Here is a 20,794-nt window from a genome sequence, read left to right as displayed (position 1 = left end):
CGCTGCGGAGCATCGTGGGTCATCAGCGTGAGGTATGCGACCACAAAATCCCACTCTTCATCCGAGACGTCGCTGGGGTAAGGCTTCCTTGCCATCCCCTAAGTTCAGCGCCACGCGAAGGAAAAGTCCATAACATGCTCTTAGGGTGAGGGCGGCTTCCTTCCGAATGAGGTGTAGACGCGGTGGATGTCATCCCGAGCAGAGCCTAAAGACTGCAGTTCTGTCTGCAAGCCCCACGTAGGGGCAGGCCTCCGTGCCTGCCCTCCTTCTTTTCCCAGAACAAAGAGGGCAGGCACGGAGGCCTGCCCCTACGGCGGTGGACTCAGAGTACGTTCTCAGACAGAACCGAAGCGGACCGGGAATGAACGGGACGGTCCCCTCCCAAGGGATTGACATATTCGGACCATCTATATAACGTATCCCCTCTTTTCCCGGTGGGGTCAGCCCGCCGGGACTTTATTTTGGACTTGAGTTAAAAGTCGTTGGCGTGCTTGGCGAGAGTGGCGCTGCAGGAGTAAGTCATGCTTCCCGTTCAGAAACATTCCAAGAGTCGTAAGCGTAAGCGCCGTTCGCACTTGGCGCTCAAGCCGATCCACTACGTGCGCTGCCCGCAGTGCGGCAACTCGAAGTTGCCGCACGCGTCGTGCGACCAATGTGGTTACGTGAATCCGAAGCTCGCCCTGCCGGTTGAGCAAGACGGCGGGAACGCCTAGCCTGATCGCCGATTGCGGGACACGGAGGGTTACCAGTGCGAGCTGCGGTTGACGTAATGGGCGGCGACAAAGCGCCTGCCGCCATTCTTAAGGGCTGCTGGGACGCCGTTCCGCTGCTCGAATCGGGTGATGAGATCCTGCTGGTGGGTGACGAGCGCGTCATCCAGGACGGCCTGGCTGCCAGTCCGTTGTCAGCCGATCAGAAGAAGCATTTCCGCATCGTCGCGACCACGCAGGTGGTCGAGATGGACGACTCGCCGGTCGAGGCGATTCGCAACAAGCCCGACAGCAGCATCGCCGTGATGTGCAAGCTCGCGGCCAAGGGCGAGGCCGACGCGGTGATCAGCGCCGGCAACACCGGCGCCTGCGTCGCCGCCGCCCAGTTGCGCATGCGCACGCTGAAGGGCGTCAGCCGCCCCGGCATCGCCGTCATCCTGCCGACCTTCCACGGCCCCGTCTTCGTCTGCGACGTCGGCGCCAATCCCGAACCCAAGCCGATGCACTTCGAGCAGTACGCCCTCATGACGGCCGCTTATGCGACCGCGGTGGCGGGCATCGAGAACCCGCGCGTCGGGCTGCTGTCGATCGGCGAGGAGGACGCCAAGGGCAACGCCATGGTGAAGGAGGCTCGCAAGCTGATGCGCGACGAGCCGCTCATCAACTTCGTGGGCAACGTCGAGGGCAAGGACGTCTTCAAGGGCGTGGTCGACGTGGTCATCTGCGACGGCTTCGTCGGTAACATCCTGCTGAAGTTCACCGAGGGCATCAGCGAAGGGTTGTTCCAGACGATTTTGGCCGAACTGGCCGAGTTCGCGCCTGACCTGCTCGAGCAGTTCAAGCCTACGATGAAGAAGATCTACGCCAAGCACGACTGGCAGGAGTACGGCGGCGCGCCACTGCTGGGCGTCGGTGGCTACTGCCTGATCTGCCACGGCCGCTCCGACGCCCGCGCGATCATGAACGCGATCCGCGTCGCCAAGCAGCTGGTCGCCAGCGGCGTGAACGAGAAGATCGTCGAGAAGATCGAGAAGAGCGTGCCGGTCGTAGAGCAGTAAATTGGCCGAGCAGTGAATTGATTTCGGATTGTGGATCTCGGATTGCGGATTGAAAGGCAATCCACCGGGACGCTCAATCCGAAATCTGCAATCCGAAATCCGCAATGTCCACTTATTCAGCCATCATCGCCGGCACCGGAAGTTACGTGCCGGAGAAGCGCCTGACGAACGCCGAGCTGTCGACGATGGTCGACACGAACGACGAGTGGATCGTCCAGCGCACCGGCATTCGCGAGCGCCGCATTGCCGGTAAAGACGAGAGCACCGCGACGCTGGCCACCAAGGCCGCCACCGCCGCCATCGAGGCGGCCGGGCTGAAGGCGTCGGACATCGATTTGATCATCGTCGGCACGATCACGCCGGAGATGGCGTTCCCGTCGACCGCCTGCTTCGTCGCCACCGCGCTGGGCCTGAACGCCACGCCGGCCTTTGACGTCTCGGCCGCATGCAGCGGCTTCCTGTACATCCTGGAGACGGCCGCCAGCTTCGTGCAATCTGGGCGGTACAAGAACGTGCTGGTGATCGGCGCCGAGACGCTGTCGCGCATCACCGACTACACCGATCGCGGCAGCTGCATTTTGTTCGGTGACGGCGCCGGCGCGGTCGTGGTGCAACGCAGCACCGACAAGGATCGCGGCGTCATCTACTCCAGCCTGCACGCCGACGGCAGTGGCTGGGAAATGCTGCACTGCAAGCCGGGCAGCCGCTTCCCGCTCGAAGAGGCGTTGCTGAGCGAGCGCGGCCAGTACCTGAAGATCAAGGGTCGCGAGGTCTACAAGTTCGCCGTCCAGCGCTTTGAGGAACTCATCGTCGACGCGCTGAAGAAGTGCGAGTTGACGCCCGAGACGCTCAAGCTGATCGTGCCGCACCAGGTCAACCAGCGCATTATCGACAGCGCGATGGAAAAGCTGAACCTGCCGCCCGAGAAGGCCTACGTGAACATCGCCAAGTACGGCAACACGTCGGCCGCCAGCATCCCGATCGCGCTGGACGAGGCCGTGCGGGCCGGCAAGCTCGAGAAGGGCGACCCGGTCGTCTTCGTCGCCTTCGGCGCCGGACTGACCTGGGCCAACGCGGTCGTGAAGATGTAGATCCTGTCGTACCACGGGCGGCTCGCCCGTGTATTTTCACTTTTCTCAGCACAAGCACGGGCGAGCCTCCCGTGGTACGCAGCGGAACCGAATGCCCTCGTCTACTTACATTCTCTGTCCCGGCCAAGGCGCTCAGATCGTCGGCATGGGCCGTGACTTCTTCGAGGCCAACAAGCACGCGCGCGAGACGTTCGACGTCGCCAACGCGGTGCTGGGTTTTGACCTGTCCACGCTTTGCTTCGAGGGCCCGGAAGATCGCCTGAACGGCACCGACATCAGCCAGCCCGCGATTTACGTCACCAGCGTCGCCTGCCATCGCGCGTCGCTGCACGCCGGCAAGATCGACCCGACACAGGTCACCGCCTACGCCGGCCTGAGCCTTGGCGAGTACACGGCGTTGCACCTGGCGGGCGTCTTCACGTTCGAAGATGGCCTGAAGCTCGTGGCGGCCCGTGGGCGGTACATGCAGGATGCCGCCGTTGCGTCGCCCAGCGGCATGGTCGCGATCATGGGCGCCGATGAGGCGGCCATCACGAAGCTGTGCGACGAGAATCGCGGCAGCGACGTGCTGGTGCCGGCCAACTTCAACGCGCCGGGGCAGATCGTCGTCAGCGGCAGCAGGGCCGCCTGCGAGCGCGTGCTGCCCGCCGCCGAGGCCGCGGGGTTCAAAGCGGTCGCGCTGAAGGTCGCCGGGGCGTTCCACAGCCCGCTCATGCAGCCCGCGGCCGACACGATGAAGGGCGAACTGGCCCGCGTCACGTTCGCTGCGCCCACGACGCCGGTCTACTCGAACGTCACCGCGAAGCTGCACGACGCAGCGAGCATGAAGGACCTGCTCGTGCAGCAGATCGTCTCGCCGGTGCGATGGGAACAGACGATGGTGCCGCTGGCCAGCGAAACGGATGCTCGGTTCATAGAACTGGCGCCCGGCCGAACGCTGGCGGGCCTGATGAAGCGGATCAACCGTCGCCTGCCGATCGAGAGCCTGGCGACCGCGGACGCGCTGGTGGTCGCGTAGTTAGGTAAGGATCGAGACGGGTCTCGAAGATCGCAGAAGCAAGCAGAGAAAGTCGACATGACAGAAAAACGCGTAGCACTCGTCACCGGTGGTTCCCGAGGGATCGGCGCCGCGATCGTGAAGCGCCTGGCGAAGGACGGCCTGCACGTCGTCGCCATGGCGCGCAGCCTCGACAAGCTCCAGTCGATCGTCGCCGAGGTCGAGTCGACCGGTGGCAGCGCTGAAGCGATCACCTGCGACATCGCCGACGGCAAGGCGCTGGCCGCTGCCGTCGAGGGCGTGGCCGAGAAGCATGGGCGGCTGGACGTGCTGGTGAACAACGCCGGCATTACGAAGGACGGCCTGCTGCTGCGCATGGAGGACGAGGACTTTGACACGGTCATCAACACGAACCTCAAGAGCGCCTTCGTCAGTATCCGCGCCGCCGCCCGCACGATGATGCGGAGCAAGAGCGGGCGCATCATCAACATCAGCTCGGTCGCGGGCGTGATGGGCAACGCCGGCCAGGCCAACTACGCCGCCAGCAAGGCGGGGCTGATCGGTCTAACAAAGACCGTCGCCCGCGAGCTGAGCGGCAAGGCCATCACCGCCAATGCGGTGGCCCCCGGGTTCATCGCAACGGACATGACCGACGTGCTGAACGACAAGATCAAGGACGGCGTCAAGCAGATCATCCCATTAAAGCGCTTTGGCGAGGCCCACGAGATTGCTGCCGCGGTGGCGTTCCTGGCCAGCGAGGACGCCGGCTACATCACCGGGCAGGTGCTGCTGGTTGATGGTGGCATGGTCATGGGATAGTTATAAATGTCGAATGTCGATTGCCAAGTGCCGAATGGCAAAGTAGTTAATCGGCACTCGGTTCGGTATTCGGCATTCGGCGTCTGGCAGTTCGTTACCGGCTTCGGTGGTTGCAAATCATCGGGGCACGGCTATAGTTTCCGATCCTTCGGCCCCGCGTGGGTCCGGGTCAAAACAGCTCAGGGTTAGGTGGAACGCACATGGAAGAGATTGAGACCAAGGTTATCGAGATCGTCAGCGAACAGATGGGTGTGGACAAGAGCGAGATCACTCGCGAGACCCACTTCATCAACGATCTGAACGCCGACTCGCTCGATACGGTCGAACTGGTCATGGAATTCGAAGACGAGTTCGAGCTCTCGATCCCCGACGAGGAAGCCGAGAAGATCCAGACCGTCGGACAGGCCATCGATTACATCAAGGCCCACGGCAGCAAGTAGTGGTGGATTGCCGATTGCCGGTTTGCGATTGCCGATTTAGTCCGGCAGTTGCCGATCGGCGTCCGGCACATCCAATCGGCAATCGGCATTCGCAAATCGGCAATGAATAAACGTCGCGTCGTCATTACCGGCATGGGCGTCGTCACCAGCCTTGGTGAGAACGTCGATCAGATGTGGGAGAGCCTCTGCGCAGGCACGAGCGGCATCGGCTCGGTCACGCGGTGGGACCTCACTAACTTTCCCTGCCGCATCGGTGGGGAATGCACGAAGTTCGACATCACCAAGTACGGCGTCGATGTGCGCGAGGCCAAGCGGCTCGACCGCTTCGGGCAGTTCGGCATCGCCGCGAGCGTGTCGGCGGTGAACGACTCGGGGATCGACTTCTCCAAGGAAGATTCCTACCGCTGCGGCGTGCTGATCGGTAGCGGCATCGGGGGGATCGAGACGCTTCAGGAACAGAGCCGCGTGCTTTTCGAGCGCGGCGTGTCGCGCGTGTCACCGTTCACCGTGCCCCGATTGATGGTGAACGCCGCCAGTGGCAACGTCAGCATCATCTACAAGATCAACGGACCGAACACCGCCGTCGCCACCGCATGTGCGACGGGCAGCAATGCGATCGGTGACGCCGCACGGTTCATCCAGACCGACATGGCAGACGTCATGATCGCCGGTGGATCGGAAGCGGCGCTCTGCGAACTGGGCATGGCAAGCTTCTGTGCCGCCCGGGCCATGTCCACCCGCAACGACGAGCCCACCAAGGCCAGCCGGCCATGGGATAAGGACCGCGACGGGTTCGTTATGGGCGAGGGCGCCGGCGTTGTGATTTTGGAAGAGTACGAGCACGCAAAGAAGCGCGGCGCGAAGATTTACGCCGAGCTGGTCGGCTACGGCATGAGCGGTGACGGTTACCACATCACCGCGCCACAGGAAGAGGGCCTTGGCGCCGCCAAGGCGATGAAACTGGCCTTGGCCGACGCGGACATCAACCCCGACCTCATCGATTACATCAACGCCCACGGCACCAGCACGCCGCTGGGCGACGTCGCCGAGACGAAAGCGATCAAGTCGACCTTCGGCCAGCACGCCTACAAGATGGCCGTCAGCAGCACCAAGAGCCAACTGGGCCACCTGCTGGGCGCCAGCGGTGGCGTGGAGGCCGTGGTGTCCGCGATGGCGGTCAGCCGGAACCTGATTCCGCCGACGATCAACCTGGATGAGCCCGACGCCGAGTGCGACTTGGACTACGTCCCGCACAAGGCCCGCGACATGAAGGTCACCTACGCGATGAGCAACAGCTTCGGCTTCGGCGGCCATAACGCGTCGCTGCTGTTCAAGAAGGTGTGAGCCGCGAGCGACCGCTCAAACAACTGAAACGAAGACGCGAGACAGGCGATGAGCCTGTCTCGCGTTCTTTTGGAATAGAACGGATTTGCCCACGAATCGGGCACGAAGGAACACGAATAAGAGCAGAGGGATGAGGCGGTGGGGCGGCGGTGGAAGAGCGAACTTCTCCGCACGTAGCATGGGCGTCTCGCCCATGACCGTGGTCAGGCCAGAAGACTCGCTTAATGTCATTGCCGCTGCTTTCGCTAGTTGCCACTAATCGCGACGCCCGCTCTAGCCACAGTCATGGGCGAGACGCCCATGCTACGTGAGGAGCCAAATGCTCCACCCCTGCAAACCCGCGGGAAGTTTGACCCTTTCGCCTTCCTGCCCTACAAGAGCCCACACATGAGCGGGATGAGCTATCAAAGCGTCGGCGTGGACTACGACCCCCTGGACGCCTTCAAACGCGCCTGCCAGCGGGCGGCGGCAACGACGGCCTCTGCCCTGGCCAGCCATGGCCTATCCGAGCCGGCGGCCATTCGTGGTGAAAGCGCTTATCTGATCGAGGCCGACGACTACTACCTCGCCCATGTTGAAGAGGGGCTCGGCACCAAGAACCTGATCGCCGACGCGATGCTGAAGCTGACCGGTGAGAGCTTCTACCGCAACATCGGCATCGATACCGTCGCGACCATCGTCAACGACCTGGCGACGGTGGGGGCGCTGCCGATCAGCGTCGCAATGCACGCCGCCGTCGGCGATGCGAACTGGTTTGAGGACGACCGCCGGGCGGACGAACTGGCCGCCGGGTTTGCCGAGGGATGTCGGCAGGCGAACGCGGTCTGGGGCGGTGGGGAGACGCCGGCACTGAAGGGGATCGTCGATCCGTCCACGATCGTGCTGGCGGGCTCGGCCATCGGCAGGATTGAGCCGAAGTCCAACCGCATTGCCGGCGACGTGGAGGATGGTGACGCGATTGTCTTCCTCGCCAGTTCGGGCGTGCAGACCAACGGCCTGACCCTCTGCCGGGCGCTGGCGGATAAGCTCCCCGAGGGCTACCTGACCAAGATGGACGACGGCCGAACGTATGGCGAGGCGCTGCTCGACCCATCGGTGATCTACGTGAAGTTCGTTGCGGCCCTCCAGGCGGCCGGTATTGATGCTCACTATCTCGCCCACGTCACCGGGCACGGCTGGCGCAAGTTGATGCGGCTGGACGCGCCGTTCGTCTACCGCATTGCCAAGGTGCCCCAGCCGCACCCGGTGTTCAACTTCATCATGAACCGCGGGCCCGTGGACGTTCGGGAGGCCTATGCCACCTTTAACATGGGCATCGGCTTCGCCGCCTACGTTTCGCAGGCCGACGCCGACAAGACCGTGCGCGTCGCGACCGAAAATGGGTACGATGCGTGGGTCGCCGGCACCGTGAGCAAGCAGGGCGATCGCAAGGCGGTCGAGATCGAACCACTCGGCATCACGTTCGAGGGCGACACGTTGAAGGTGCGGTAGAACTCGATGTTCCAAAGTGAGCGACACGTGCGATGGTTTGTAAGTGTGTAGTCTGCGCACCACCGGACCTGCCGCTTTAGCGGCAAGTTCTTCCCAATCGGGTCGATAAACAAGATCAATCGACAAGGTCAGCACAGCACAGAGGGCTTCATGTCCCAGTTCTTCAAGGTCAGCGATGCGGTGGCGATCCGGGTGATCGAACTCGACCTGCCCGCCACGCTCGACGTCGACGAGTTCGACAAGCTGAACGAATCGATGCTGCGCGAGTTCACCGGCCGCGATGGCCGATGGATTCTGGATTTGTCGAAGGTGCAGTACATCGGCAGTGCCGTGCTCGGCATGATGGTGAACATCCGCCAGCACGTGAAGAGCTCCGGCGGCCAGCTCGTGCTCTGCGGCATGTCGCAAAAGCTGACCGAGATCTTCAAGGCCTGCTGCATGGAACGCCTGTTCACGATCGCGCGAACGCGCGAGGAAGCCGTGAGGAAACTGACGTAGTCGCGATGTCGGTTAGGGGCCTATCGGGTTGGACCCTATAGCCACCGGCTTGCCGGTGGTCTTTCTTTGCTTCAAAGGGAAGAGAAGACCACCGGCAAGCCGGTGGCTATGTGGCAGGTCCGTAAGGCGCGTACTTTCGAGGACCTACACTCGCGTCCCGATCAGCGCCGCCATGCGTCCGGTGACGCCGTTATCCCGGCGATGGGAGAAGAACTCGTCGGCGTCGCGAACCGTGCATCGGTCGGTGACATCGATAGCGGCTTCATCGACGCCCAGATCGAGCAGTTGCAGTACGATCGCCGCCCTCAGGTCGACGTACGGCTTGCCACCGGCATTTGGCACGCTGACCGGTGCCCGTGACCCGAACGCTCGTGTAAACTCGTCGGCGACCTCCGGCCCGACCTCGAACGCCGCACCGGAGATGCTGGGCCCAATCGCGACGATGATCGCCTGGTCCGCCGTCCGCTCGCGAAGTGCCGCGACGGCCACCGGCACGGCGCCACCGATCACGCCGCGCCAACCGGCGTGAACGCCCGCAACGTGTTGGCCGTCGGCGGTGGCCAGCAGGACCGGCACGCAGTCGGCGATGCGGATGGAAAGCGCGGCCCGCGGGTCGCTCGTCAGCAATGCGTCGGCCTTCTGGGAGTTCTGAAATGTCTCGCCGTCCTCCACGATCTGCAACGCCGCCCCGTGCACCTGATGTACCCAGCAGCGCCGGCGTTCCGCCAGTCCCACCGCCGAGTGAAGCCGCTCGTAGTTCACCGAAATCTGCGCCTCGTCGTCCTGCACCGCGCACCCGTTGGGGTTGCCGAGGTTAAGCGAGTCGAACGGCCGCCGGCTGATGCCACCGATCCGCGTGCTGAACCCGTGCGGAATGCCCGCCTGTGCCAGCAGGGGAGATTGGTAGTACACGACGCCGTTGGCTGCAGTGATGCGCTGAAGCATGGTTCGCAATCTACGTCGGCTGCGCTGGCGATTCCATTGGCGTCTGCTGAGAAATATTCAACGCAGAGGCGCAGAGAATCGCGCGGAGTTTCGCAGAGCGAGCGAGCGGTAGGGCATTACGCATTCTGGAAGCGCCTCCTCATCCTTCGGAGTACCTCAGGATGACGAACTAAGCGTCACGCGTGTCGTCGACGAGGAACGTCAAATATACTCGAAATGAATTGCCCGCCTCTGCGTCACTCAGCGTTCCCCTTCTGCGCCTCTGCGTTGACCGCTTTCCTAAACACGGCTGCCCGTTTAGGCTAACGCGTTATGGGAAGCCAACGCCGCATCGCCGTGTTTCCGGGGCAGTTTGATCCGATCACTAACGGGCACCTGGACGTCATCCGCAGAGCGACGGCGCTATTCGACGAGGTCGTAGTGGGGGTGGGGGTAAACCCGGACAAGCGCGAGCTGTTCACGCTTGAGGAGCGCTTCGAGATGATCAGCGACCTCGTCGGCGCCATCCCGGCGGTGCGCGTCGAGGCGTATTCCGGGCTGACGGTGAACTTCGTCCGCAAGTGCCGGGCGGTCGCTATCCTGCGAGGCATTCGTGACGCGTCCGACCTGCGGTACGAGTTTCAATTGGCCATGGCCAACCGGGCGGTCGGAGACGTGGAGACCGTCTTCATCATGACCGGCGACCAGTTCGCCCTCACCAGCAGCAGCCTCATTCGCCAGGTGGTTGCGCTCGGCGGCAACGTTGAGACGCTGCGTGCCGTGCTGCCCGAAGTGGTCGTGGCCAAACTAGCTCAGAAGCAACGCAAAGGTGAGAAACTCGCCACGTCCCAGCCCGACGCCCCCACGACCTGATCCCCTGGCCTCCACCCACCGGACTGGCCGCTTTAGCGGCCAGTAAACCAAGCCTTCAACGCGTCCGAAAGCCATAGTTTTCCCAAACGCGGCTTCAGACACCCCCCCCCCCGTCATCTGAGGATATTCCCCTACATCCGCCCTAAACCTGCCTAGAAGTTGCGCAAATGCGGTTTTGGTGCCCATACAAGCGTCAGAATCGGGCTGTTCCCAACCAGATTTTCCTTGACCGGAACCCGAAACATGAGGTACCTTATCAACGTACTGATGTTGACTCATCAGACTTTTTGAAAGACCGGCGTCCCCCGAGTGTTTCGCATCCAAGAGTTCGCCTGACGCCGATCACGTTCTCCTTCTCACTTGTCTAGAATCCATCTGCGGTGTTCGCTGATGGTTATCTTGTCCGTCGCACGCGAATCGGTCCTCGTCTCAGCGGAGTGGTTGGTCAACGTTGCCATTGCACTTTTGCAGTGGGGACATCCTGCCATTATCACATTCCTTACACGTGCTCCGCAGGGTCCTTTGGCCGGGTCGCAGGCGACAGCGTTTTCATAAGGAGCTTCACATGAAGCGCACCTCCAAGGGTTTCACCCTCGTCGAACTGCTTGTCGTCATCGGCATCATCGCATTGCTGATCTCGATCCTGCTGCCCTCGCTGAACCGCGCCCGCGAGACCGCCAACCGCGTCAAGTGCGCCAGCAACCTGCGCCAGGTCGGCCAGGGCCTGCTGCTGTACAGCAACGAGAACCGTCAGGCATATCCGCGTACGGTGGCCGCGGCCGGCAACATGACGGCTTTCACCGGCGCTCCGAGTAACGACCCGTTCTCTGGCGCCGCTGGTGAAACGGATGCGACCCGTCCGGCCGACAATGACGTGACGGCCGCTATGTTCCTGCTGGTCCGCACGCAGGACATGGGCACGGAAGTGTTCACCTGCCCCAGCAGCAGCGAAGAAAAGGACCAGCTGACGGAAGCTGCCACGCTGCGTGGCAACTTCACGGGGACGAACAACCTGAGCTTCAGCGTGGCCATTCCTTATCCCTCGACCACTGCGGTAGGCAACGGCTATCGCTGGAACGCCAACCTCGGGCCTGAGTTCGCCATCATGGCGGATCGCAACCCGGTCGGTTCGTCGGGTGCAAACATCGCAATCACGTCGACCTCGGCTCAGACGGCTGTGAAGAACGCCAACAGCAAGAACCACGGTCAGGACGGCCAGAACATCCTGTTCGGTGACGGTCACGTCGAGTTCAGCAACACGCCGCTGGCTGGCGTTGCCAAGGACAACATCTACGGCGTGGGTGATGCAACGCCAGTCGTGACGGAAGCGCAGACCGCCGCCGCCGCGGGTAGCCAGCCCGGTACGGCTGACGACAGCGTCCTGCTGCCGATTAGCACTGCAACCGGTATGTAAAGTTAAATCGCTTCGCAAGCCGAAGCGTATAAAACAAAGGGCTGGCCTGCTTCTGCAGGCTAGCCCTTTTTCATGGCCACTATTTGACCAGTCGCGATGCCTCTTGATCGTGATATCCGCTGTACCGATAAATACTTAACAACCTAGGTCAAGCCGGCGCTTGTGGGACGATGCTTCGCGTTCGCAGTAGTCAGTTAATGAGTGGGAAGTGCTACGACGAAGTACATTCGTATTCGATCTCCGGAATTACCCTTGACCTACATCCGCAGAAGTCTGTAATCTAGCGGCGTAGTTAACGCCTTTGCGTCCTACTACGGAAATATGGCGGCGTCTGCCTTCTGCTGTGCATCCAAGATTTTATCTGACGCCGTTATAGTCAAATAGTCCAAATTGATACCTGCGATGTTCGTGGGTGTTACATTCTCGTCGCTAGCGGTCGATTGGCCTTGTTTGGGGTGGTTGGTCATCATTGCTGCCATGCCTTGGGGTAAGAGACTTCCTGCCATAATCACATTCCTTACACGTGCCCCGTGCGGGGACTGCTTGATCGCAAGCGGTAAAGGTTTTTCATAAGGAGCTTCACATGAAGCGCACCTCCAAGGGTTTCACCCTCGTCGAACTGCTTGTCGTCATCGGCATCATCGCGTTGCTGATCTCGATCCTGCTGCCGTCCTTGAACCGCGCCCGCGAGACCGCCAATCGCGTCAAGTGCGCCAGCAACCTGCGCCAGGTCGGCCAGGGCCTGCTGCTGTACAGCAACGAGAACCGTCAGGCCTACCCCCGTACGGTGGCGGCAGGGGCCACTGCGGCGGTTACGGTCTTCACTGGCGCTGCCAGTAACGACCCGTTCTCTGGCGCCGCTGGTGCCGGTGATGCCGATCGTCCGGCCAACAATGACGTGACGGCCGCGCTGTTCCTGTTGGTTCGCACGCAGGACATGGGCACGGAAGTGTTCACCTGCCCCAGCAGCAGCGAAGAGAAGGACCAGCTGACCGAGGCCGCTACGCTGCGTGGCAATTTCACCGGCACGACCAACCTGAGCTTCAGCGTTGCGAATCCTTACCCGACGACCACGGTGGTTGGTAACGGCTACCGCTGGAACGCCAACCTCGGGCCTGAGTTCGCCATCATGGCCGACCGCAATCCGGTTGGTTCGACGGGTGCGAATGTTGCGATCAATACGGCGTCGGCACAGACGGCCGTGAAGAACGCCAACAGCAAGAACCACGGTCAGGATGGCCAGAACATCCTGTTCGGTGACGGTCACGTCGAGTTCAGCAGCACCCCGCTGGCTGGCGTGAACAAAGACAACATCTACGCTGTGGCTGGTGCGACGATCAACCCCGCCACCGCACAGACTGCGCCCACTTATGCTGCAGGCGAGCCTGGTAATGCGGACGACAGCGTCTTGTTCCCCTTGAGCAACTAAGCGGGATGTAGGCCATACCGCCAACGTTGCGTTGGTTCTGATTTGAATGAAAGGGCTGGTTTGCTACGGCAAACCAGCCTTTTTTCGTTCTATGTCAGTGGCCAGAGTGTGATGCTCCACGCCTTTGCAAATCTGTCGCTGCTTACTCTGATCGCGAAAGTGCTGCAGCGTCTCTTTGAGATCAACGGGGTGGTGCCATGCCACCATTTTCTCAATCCGCGAGAATTCACAAGTTCGGATGGTTCAGTAAATTTTTTGATCTACAGGATTACCCTTGACGCCCACCTACAAGCAAAGTTAATTTGAGTGTGAAACTTACGCGCCTGCGTCAGGCTCTCAATGATACGGCGTCTACTATTAATTGTGCATCCAAGGGTTCAACTGACGCTGTTCGATATTTGAATTGTCTATCTTGCACCACCTGCGATGGTTCGTAGGTGGTGAATTTTCGTCGCTCGCGGTCCGTCAGCCTCGCCTCATGGGGTGGTCATCCATCTTTATCGCACTGTGCGATGGGGGTCTTTTGCCATCATTAAATTCTTTGTTCGTTCTTGGCGTGGTTCGCTCGCGGGCGACACTGGTTTTTCATAAGGAGCTTCACATGAAGCGCACCTCCAAGGGTTTCACCCTCGTCGAACTGCTGGTCGTCATCGGCATCATCGCGTTGCTGATCTCGATCCTGCTGCCGTCGCTGAACCGCGCCCGCGAGACGGCCAACCGCGTCAAGTGCGCCAGCAACCTGCGTCAGGTCGGCCAGGGCCTGCTGCTGTACAGCAACGAGAACCGTCAGGCCTATCCCCGCACGATCTACGCCAACGCCGCTGACATGAACGCCTTCACCACCCCGGGTGGTGATGATCCGTTCACGGATGTTGCTGGCTCCGGAGTTCCAGCGAACAATGATGTGACAGCGGCACTGTTCCTGCTGGTTCGTACACAGGACATGGGCACCGAAGTGTTCACCTGCCCCAGCAGTAGCGAAGAGAAGGATCAGCTTACGGAAGCTGCAACGCTTCGCAGCAACTTCTCGGGGACGAACAACCTGAGCTTCAGCGTGGCCATTCCGTATCCCTCGTCCACGGCGGTCGGCAACGGCTATCGCTGGAACGCCAACCTCGGGCCTGAATTCGCCATCATGGCCGATCGCAACCCGGTCGGGTCGTCGGGTGCCGTTATCGGAATCAACAATACGTCGGCGCAGACGGCTGTGAAGGCCGCCAACAGCAAGAACCACGGTCAGGACGGCCAGAACATCCTGTTCGGCGACGGTCACGTCGAATTCAGCAATACCCCGCTGGCTGGCGTCGCCAAGGACAACATCTACGGTGTCGGCGATGGAGACCCCGTTGTTGCGGATATCCAGACCGCTCCGGATGCGGGAAGCCAACCGGGAACGGCTGACGACAGCATCCTCGTGCCGACCAGCGACGCTACTGATTTCTTCTAAAGCAAGCTCTATCGTCGCTAAGGCGATCGACTGAACTACTGCCACGCCGGCCTGCTTCACCGCAGGCCGGCGTTCTTACGCGCTGTCGGCGAATAATCTTGCGCAGGCGTGGCATGTTGTGTAGATTGTGCACCCATGGAAGAAGTCCTCCCCCCGCAAACCCTGGAAGGCGCCGGTCACGAATCGACGCGCGTCCGGCAGTTCACGATCTTCATGGAGAATAAGGTCGGGCGGCTGCAGCAGCTTGTGCGGTCGTTGGAGCAGGGGGTGGGGAAGATCGTAGCCCTTTCGATTGAGGAATCGGGTGACACGGCCCTTGTGCGGTTGATTTGTGCCGAGCCGGACTATGGCCGTGAGTTGCTGACGACGGCAGGGTTTGCGTTCGCGGAGTCGGAACTTTTGGCGGTGGAGTTGCCGAAGCGGACGAAGCAGCCGCTGCTGCAGGTCTGTTCCGCGCTGCTGGCGGCGGAGATCAACATCCACTACGCCTATCCGTTGCTACGCCGGCCGTCGGGACCGTCTTTGGCGCTGTTTGTGGATGATCCGACGTTGGCGGCTCAGTTGCTGATCAAGAAGGGGTTCACGTTGATTGGGGAGAGCGACCTGAGGGGGTAAGTAGATCGAGATCACGCGTTTCCTCGTTTAACCGCGAGCTTGCTCGCGGTGCGCTTCCGCGAGCAAGCTCGTGGCTCAACGAGGAAAAGGATCACGCGCTAGTCAGGTTCTGTAGTACGGGAATGCTCACGCCGCGCGGCGTGGGGACGGCGTCGGGGGCGCTGATGCGGGCGACGTCGCTCAGCTCGTAGACCATCGCGATCTCGTCGCAGTGGTCGTTCTTCGGACAGCGGACACAGTCGCTCCAGACCTTCAGCGGCAACGTGTCCTTCTCCACCACGGCAAAGCCGAGCCGTTCGAAGAACGTCTGCTCGTACGTCAGCGACATCAACCGGCGAATCTGCAGCCGCCGGGCCTCGGCGATGCACCAGTTCACGAGCGCTTTACCGATGCCCTGCCCGCGGCACGATTCGTCCACCGCCAGCGACCGCACCTCCGCCAGGTCTGCCCAGATGATCGCCACGCCCACACAGCCGACGACCTTGCCATCCTTCTCGTAGACGGCGAAGTCGCGCAGCGTCTCGTACAGCTGGGCGTACGACTTAAAGAGCATCTTCCCCAGCTCAGCGTGGCTGTTGACGATGCTCTGGATCGTCGGGACATCGTGAATGGTCGCGTTGCGGATCATCGTTGTTGAGGGATTATAGCAAGTTTTCTGGCGCGAGTGTGCTGGCGTTGAGCTTACGACGTCAGACGCATCACGCTTTCGTTGCGCACATCGGACTTGCCGCTTTAGCGGCAGGTAGAACATGTCGTGTAACAGGAAGTTCGGGGGAGACACACGCAAGAATGCCTGTGCCACAGAAGACGGGGGGAGAGACGGATTAGAATGTCCCTCACACCGAACGTAAGCAAAGAGATAGGAAAGAAGACGTGGGGAGAGACAGGCAGGAATGCCTGTCCTACAGAAGAGCGTACTTGCGGCTCGTCGTCATATCACTTCGAAGATGAACTCCACTTCCACGCTCGCGTTCAACGGCAACACGTTCACACCCACCGCGGCGCGGACGTGACGGCCGGCGTCGCCGAGGAGGTCGATCAGGAAGGTACTGGCGCCGTTGGCGACGGTTGGCTGGGCGCTAAAGCCGGCGTCGGACGCGACGAACGCGCCAACCCGCACCACGCCTACGATCTGGTCGACCGATTCCAGCACGGTCGCCGCGGCGGCAAGACCGTTGATGACGCACTGCCTCGCGGCCGCGGTGGCGGACTCAATGGATGTCACCGACGGCACGGTGCCGGTCGCGATGAGTTGGCCGTCCTTCATCGGAAGTTGGCCGGAGACGTATAGCAGGTTGCCAACCCGCTTGGCCGGCACGTAGGCCCCAAACGGGCCGGCGAGCGTCGGCAGCGTGATGTTCATCGCGGTGAGTTTCTCGGAAAGCGGCATCTTCATTTCCTCGTCAATAAAGAGCTTCAACGCAGAGGGTGTCGCAGAGGACGCGCGGTCGGCTCATCGATCTTGGCGTTTCCTCTTCGCCTCTGCGTCCTCTGCGACACCCTCCGCGCCTCTGCGTTGAGACGAACCAGTTCGAACGCCCGCGCGGGCGAGCAGTTCGATCGTCTCGTCCATCGGCAGGCCGACGATGTTGGTCAGGCTGCCATCCATGCGGGTGACGAAGGGGTCGTCATCTTGTATGCCGTAACCACCGGCCTTGCCTTCCCATTGGCGGCCGGCCACGTAGGCGTCGATCTCGGTGGCGGTCAGGGGGCGCATGGCGACGGTGGAGGTGACGTGCACCTCATCGACCTGGGCCCCACGGCAGACCGCGACGCCGGTGGTCACATGATGCGCCGTGCCCGATAGCAACGACAGCATTCGCCGAGCGTCGGTTGCGTCGGCCGGTTTGCCCAACAGCAGGTCGCCAAGCGCGACGACGGTGTCGGCGCCAACCACCACGGCGTCAGGAAACCGCGCCGCGATGACGGCGGCCTTGCCGCGCGCCAGATACGCCGCCACTTCGGATGGACGCAGATCCGTGGGCACCTGCGATTCATCAATGTCCGAAGGGATGATCTCGAACGCGTAATACGCCTCAGCCAGCAACTGCCTGCGGCGCGGTGAACCGCTGGCGAGGATCAGGCGAGGCATCGACGCGGCGGAAGATGATTGGGCAGACGCCGAGGTCATCGAGCTTGTCCGTTTGCCGCCTTCAGCTTATCGCCGACCTCAAGCAGGGGCTTCTCGAACTTGTCCTTCACCATCAGTTCAGCGGCGAGGTAGAGGTGATAGGCCTCGGTCTCGCCGATGTTGAAGTAGGTCGCGATGTTGTTCACGCTCTCGTTGAAGCTCTTGAACGGCAGGTTGGTCAGATTGTTCAAGTGCGATAGCGACAGGTGCATCACCTGCACCTGCTGGCCACGATTATCGCGCATCGTCAGTTGGCCGGTCTTGTTCAAGGTGGCAACATCGGCGCGCAGTTGATCGGCGTTCAGGTCGGCGCTGGCGTGCTTCACGATCATCTCGGCCAGCGTCGCGCTGCTGGCGCGGTTGATGAGCACCGTGCTGCTCAGGCCGGCGCCGAACTTCAGGCTGTCCAGCAGGCTGATGTCTCCCTTGCTCGACAGTTTGGCGTCAAACTGCGTCGTGGCGTCCAGCACGATGAAGATCGCGCCGTTCGGGTAGGGGTTGGGCAGGTTCTGGTCGACGGCCGACTGGGCCTGGGCTTCGAACAGGTTGACCAGAGTCTGAATGCCGAGGTTGTCGGTCACGCCGCCGTCGACCAGGTGGCGGTACTGCTTGAACGTGGTCGAGTAGTCGCGCAGCGTAACGTGGTGCAGCAGCACCGGCACGCTGGAACTGGCGGCCACCGCGTAGGCGAGCGGGTACTTCGACAGATCGGTGTTCAGCGCGTCGAACGTCTCGTTGCTGAAGACGAACGGCCGGCCGGACTGTAAGTCCGTCGCATTGATCAGAAGACGTGGTCGATCGGGCCGCAGGTCGGCGTAGGTCAGTTCCTTGCCCTTGCGCGTAAAGAGGTTGTTGCGCAGCGTGTTGGCGAGCAGGTCGGACCGGTCCAGGTGCGACACGGTCATGCCCACGACGTTCCATGGCATCAGCGTCTGCGCGAGCAGGTCGGTCGCAAAGTGGTGCGTCATCTTCTTCTGCACGGTGCCGGGGTTCCACTCCTCGCCCCAGGCGCAGTAGTAGGCGGCCGTCAGCGAACCACCACTGACCGACGAGATGTAGTCACAGTACTGCAGCACGCCCAACCGCTGCAGTTGAAACATGCACGCCGCCGAGAAGTTCGCCGATCGCGAGCCGCCACCTGAAATGGCGATGCCGACGAAGTAACCGTCGGCATCCACGATTTGTGGCTGCGCCGGGTTGGTCGTCGGCCGCAGCACGTCGCTTTCGCTGGAGGCCTGCGTGGGGGCGGCGTCCAGGAACGTGCCGGCCCGCGTCTGGTTCTTCGCGCGATGTTCCAATGCTACGGTCGCCTTGTTCAACGGCTTGTTGACCGAAGTACAACCGAAGGCAACCGCGGACAACACGGTCGCGAGCAGGGCATGTTTGACGAGGGGAAGCGGGCTCATGGCGGGAGATTGTAACGGATGAGAGCGACGTAATGCACATCGTCGGGTCTGTCAGAATCTGCCGTAGTAAGGGCAGACCTCCGTGCCTGCCCGCTATCCTTCGGAAATCGTCGCAACGGCCGCTGGGCATAAAGGCCCGCCCCTGCGGTTGGGCAATCCGCGGGTTTCCCGCTGCGCGCTGCCCGCATAAGATTCAATGGGCTGTCCACTCGCACGCCGAGCGCATCGCGTTCGCATCTAATCAGGAGACGACACATGACCACGACCCTCGACGAACGCATGGCAAACCAATCCGGTGATGCATCGGCCAACCACAACGTCACGGCGTGGGTACAGCAGTGCGCGGCGCTCTGCCAGCCCGACAAAATCGTCTGGTGCGACGGCAGCGAACGCGAGCGCGAACGGTTGCTGAAGCAGGCGGTCGATGAGGGCGTGCTGATCCAGCTGAACCAGCAGAAGCTGCCGGGCTGTTACCTGCACCGCAGCAACCCCAACGACGTCGCGCGCAGCGAACACCTGACCTTCATCTGCACGCCATCCGAAGACATGGCTGGCCCCACCAACAACTGGATGGAGCCGCGGGCCGCGTACGCGAAGCTGCGCAGGTTGTACGACGGCTGCATGAAGGGTCGCACGATGTACGTCGTGCCGTTCGTGATGGGCCCGATCGGCAGCCCGCTGGCGAAGGTGGGCGTGGAACTGACCGACAGCATCTACGTCGTGCTGAACATGGGCATCATGACGCGCATGGGCGACGTCGCCTGGCGGCAGCTGGGCGACAGCGACGAGTTCACGCGTTGCCTGCACTCGCTCGGCGACGTGAACCCCGACCGCCGCTACGTCATGCACTTTCCGCTCGACAACACGATTTGGAGCTTCGGCAGTGGCTACGGGGGCAACGCGCTGCTGGGCAAGAAGTGCCTGGCGCTGCGCATTGCCAGCGTGCTCGGCCAGCAGCAGGGGTGGATGGCCGAGCACATGCTGTTGATGGGCGCCACCAGCCCCCAGGGCGCCAAGAGCTATATCGCGGCGGCGTTTCCGAGCGCGTGCGGCAAGACGAATTTCGCGATGCTCATTCCCCCCAAGAAGTACGCCGATGCCGGATGGAAGATCAACACGGTCGGTGACGACATCGTCTGGATGTGGGTGGACAAGGACACCGGCAAGCTGCGCGCGATCAATCCCGAAGCCGGCTATTTCGGCGTGGTGCCCGGAACGAACGACAAGACGAACCCCAACGCGATGGCTGCCATGTCGCGTGACACGATCTTCACGAACGTCGCGCTGCTGCCCGACGGTGATGTGTGGTGGGAGGGCAAGACCGACCAGCCCCCGGCCGAGTGCATCGACTGGACCGGCAAACCGTGGACGCCGAACGGCCCGGGCAAGGCGGCGCATCCAAACAGCCGCTTCACGGCGCCAATGGTGAACAACCCCGCGCTCGATCCTGCCGCCAACGACCCCGACGGTGTGCCCGTCTCAGCCATCGTGTTCGGCGGGCGGCGCAGTCGCACGATCCCGCTCGTCTTCCAGGCGTTCAACTGGGTGCACGGCGTCTACCTCGGTGCCACGCTCGGCAGCGAGACCACGGCGGCCGCGACCGGGCAGCAGGGCATCGTGCGGCGAGACCCGATGGCCATGCTGCCGTTCATTGGCTACAACATCCGCGACTACCTCGTGCACTGGTTCCGCATGCGCAAGAAGATGAGCGACTGCCCGCGCATCTTCCACGTCAACTGGTTCCGCAAGGACGACAACGGCAAGTTCCTCTGGCCGGGCTTCGGCGAGAACATGCGCGTGCTGAAGTGGATCATCGATCGCTGCCAGGGCCGTGCCTATGCCAGCGAGACCGTGATCGGCTGGATGCCGCGCCCACAGGACATCGACCTGGAAGGGCTCGACATCACGCCCGAGCAGTTTGCTGAGATCCAGTCCGTGCGCAACGATGAGGTAAAGGCCGAGATCCTCAGCCAAGAGGAACTGTTCTTAAAGCTTGCCGGCGATCTGCCAAAGGAAATGATCTTCCAACGCGAACTGCTCGTGACCCGGCTATGACCTGCCCGTTCACCTAGCGCACGTGTGCCAAAAACTCAGGAATCCTCTTCAC

At 61.9% G+C, this 20,794-nt stretch carries 21 protein-coding genes; 15 read left to right on the top strand and 6 right to left on the bottom strand.

Annotated elements, in window-relative coordinates; genetic code table 11:
• Positions 1-95, bottom strand: a 95-nt coding sequence (locus tag VGN72_19080; GenBank protein HEV7301475.1) for an IS5/IS1182 family transposase, incomplete at its 3' end; no start/stop codon positions are given.
• 426 nt (positions 96-521) lie between these two features.
• On the opposite strand from VGN72_19080, the gene rpmF reads away from it, so the two are divergent.
• The 9 genes from rpmF to VGN72_19035 all read left to right on the top strand — a co-directional run bounded on the left by rpmF (position 522) and on the right by VGN72_19035 (position 8,448).
• Entirely contained in the window at positions 522-713 is a 192-nt protein-coding gene (gene rpmF / locus VGN72_19075) for a 50S ribosomal protein L32 (protein ID HEV7301474.1), read from the top strand.
• A gap of 35 nt (positions 714-748) precedes the next feature.
• Positions 749-1,768: a phosphate acyltransferase PlsX gene (gene plsX / locus VGN72_19070; GenBank protein HEV7301473.1), complete on the top strand. Its 1,020-nt coding sequence runs from the start codon at positions 749-751 to the stop codon at positions 1,766-1,768.
• Between the two features lie 104 nt (positions 1,769-1,872).
• A complete protein-coding gene (locus VGN72_19065; protein ID HEV7301472.1) occupies positions 1,873-2,859 on the top strand; it encodes a beta-ketoacyl-ACP synthase III in 987 nt (328 codons plus the stop codon).
• Between the two features lie 91 nt (positions 2,860-2,950).
• Positions 2,951-3,877 (top strand): ACP S-malonyltransferase, encoded by a 927-nt coding sequence (gene fabD, locus VGN72_19060; protein ID HEV7301471.1) that lies wholly within the window; start codon positions 2,951-2,953, stop codon positions 3,875-3,877.
• Positions 3,878-3,934: 57 nt separating this feature from the next.
• Positions 3,935-4,675: a 3-oxoacyl-[acyl-carrier-protein] reductase gene (fabG, locus tag VGN72_19055; GenBank protein HEV7301470.1), complete on the top strand. Its 741-nt coding sequence runs from the start codon at positions 3,935-3,937 to the stop codon at positions 4,673-4,675.
• Between the two features lie 200 nt (positions 4,676-4,875).
• Positions 4,876-5,115, top strand: coding sequence for an acyl carrier protein (acpP, locus tag VGN72_19050; GenBank protein HEV7301469.1), 240 nt, complete (start codon positions 4,876-4,878; stop codon positions 5,113-5,115).
• 102 nt (positions 5,116-5,217) lie between these two features.
• Positions 5,218-6,459, top strand: a complete 1,242-nt coding sequence (gene fabF, locus VGN72_19045; GenBank protein HEV7301468.1) for a beta-ketoacyl-ACP synthase II — start codon at positions 5,218-5,220, stop codon at positions 6,457-6,459.
• A 387-nt stretch (positions 6,460-6,846) separates the two neighbouring features.
• Complete coding sequence (locus VGN72_19040; protein ID HEV7301467.1) at positions 6,847-7,950, top strand: AIR synthase-related protein; 1,104 nt, start codon at positions 6,847-6,849, stop codon at positions 7,948-7,950.
• 150 nt (positions 7,951-8,100) lie between these two features.
• Positions 8,101-8,448 (top strand): STAS domain-containing protein, encoded by a 348-nt coding sequence (locus tag VGN72_19035; GenBank protein ID HEV7301466.1) that lies wholly within the window; start codon positions 8,101-8,103, stop codon positions 8,446-8,448.
• Between the two features lie 144 nt (positions 8,449-8,592).
• On the opposite strand, the gene pgeF is transcribed toward VGN72_19035, so the two are convergent.
• A complete protein-coding gene (gene pgeF, locus VGN72_19030) occupies positions 8,593-9,393 on the bottom strand; it encodes a peptidoglycan editing factor PgeF (GenBank protein HEV7301465.1) in 801 nt (266 codons plus the stop codon).
• Positions 9,394-9,705: 312 nt separating this feature from the next.
• Here pgeF and coaD point away from each other — a divergent pair, with 312 nt between their 5' ends.
• The 5 genes from coaD to VGN72_19005 all read left to right on the top strand — a co-directional run bounded on the left by coaD (position 9,706) and on the right by VGN72_19005 (position 15,150).
• Complete coding sequence (gene coaD / locus VGN72_19025; GenBank protein ID HEV7301464.1) at positions 9,706-10,245, top strand: pantetheine-phosphate adenylyltransferase; 540 nt, start codon at positions 9,706-9,708, stop codon at positions 10,243-10,245.
• Positions 10,246-10,810: 565 nt separating this feature from the next.
• Entirely contained in the window at positions 10,811-11,659 is an 849-nt protein-coding gene (locus VGN72_19020; GenBank protein HEV7301463.1) for a prepilin-type N-terminal cleavage/methylation domain-containing protein, read from the top strand.
• A gap of 583 nt (positions 11,660-12,242) precedes the next feature.
• On the top strand, positions 12,243-13,088 hold the full coding sequence (locus tag VGN72_19015) for a prepilin-type N-terminal cleavage/methylation domain-containing protein (protein HEV7301462.1): 846 nt from the start codon (positions 12,243-12,245) through the stop codon (positions 13,086-13,088).
• A gap of 601 nt (positions 13,089-13,689) precedes the next feature.
• Positions 13,690-14,535 (top strand): prepilin-type N-terminal cleavage/methylation domain-containing protein, encoded by an 846-nt coding sequence (locus VGN72_19010; GenBank protein ID HEV7301461.1) that lies wholly within the window; start codon positions 13,690-13,692, stop codon positions 14,533-14,535.
• A gap of 135 nt (positions 14,536-14,670) precedes the next feature.
• Positions 14,671-15,150 (top strand): hypothetical protein, encoded by a 480-nt coding sequence (locus VGN72_19005; protein HEV7301460.1) that lies wholly within the window; start codon positions 14,671-14,673, stop codon positions 15,148-15,150.
• 91 nt (positions 15,151-15,241) lie between these two features.
• Here VGN72_19005 and VGN72_19000 read toward each other — a convergent pair whose 3' ends face one another.
• From VGN72_19000 to VGN72_18985, 4 genes are all read right to left on the bottom strand, one after another.
• The gene (locus tag VGN72_19000) at positions 15,242-15,778 is read right to left on the bottom strand and encodes an N-acetyltransferase (GenBank protein HEV7301459.1); all 537 of its coding nucleotides are present in this window, start codon (positions 15,776-15,778) and stop codon (positions 15,242-15,244) included.
• A 303-nt stretch (positions 15,779-16,081) separates the two neighbouring features.
• Positions 16,082-16,540, bottom strand: a complete 459-nt coding sequence (locus VGN72_18995) for a RidA family protein (GenBank protein HEV7301458.1) — start codon at positions 16,538-16,540, stop codon at positions 16,082-16,084.
• A gap of 63 nt (positions 16,541-16,603) precedes the next feature.
• Positions 16,604-17,242: a Maf family protein gene (locus VGN72_18990; GenBank protein HEV7301457.1), complete on the bottom strand. Its 639-nt coding sequence runs from the start codon at positions 17,240-17,242 to the stop codon at positions 16,604-16,606.
• 35 nt (positions 17,243-17,277) lie between these two features.
• Positions 17,278-18,687: a patatin-like phospholipase family protein gene (locus VGN72_18985; protein ID HEV7301456.1), complete on the bottom strand. Its 1,410-nt coding sequence runs from the start codon at positions 18,685-18,687 to the stop codon at positions 17,278-17,280.
• Between the two features lie 255 nt (positions 18,688-18,942).
• Between VGN72_18985 and VGN72_18980 the strand changes: the two genes are divergently transcribed.
• Positions 18,943-20,742, top strand: coding sequence for a phosphoenolpyruvate carboxykinase (GTP) (locus tag VGN72_18980; protein ID HEV7301455.1), 1,800 nt, complete (start codon positions 18,943-18,945; stop codon positions 20,740-20,742).
• The last annotated feature ends 52 nt before the right edge of the window (positions 20,743-20,794 follow it).

Source organism: Tepidisphaeraceae bacterium, assembly GCA_035998445.1.
Taxonomy (GTDB): domain Bacteria; phylum Planctomycetota; class Phycisphaerae; order Tepidisphaerales; family Tepidisphaeraceae; genus DASYHQ01.
This window is presented reverse-complemented; position numbering and strand designations above follow the sequence as displayed.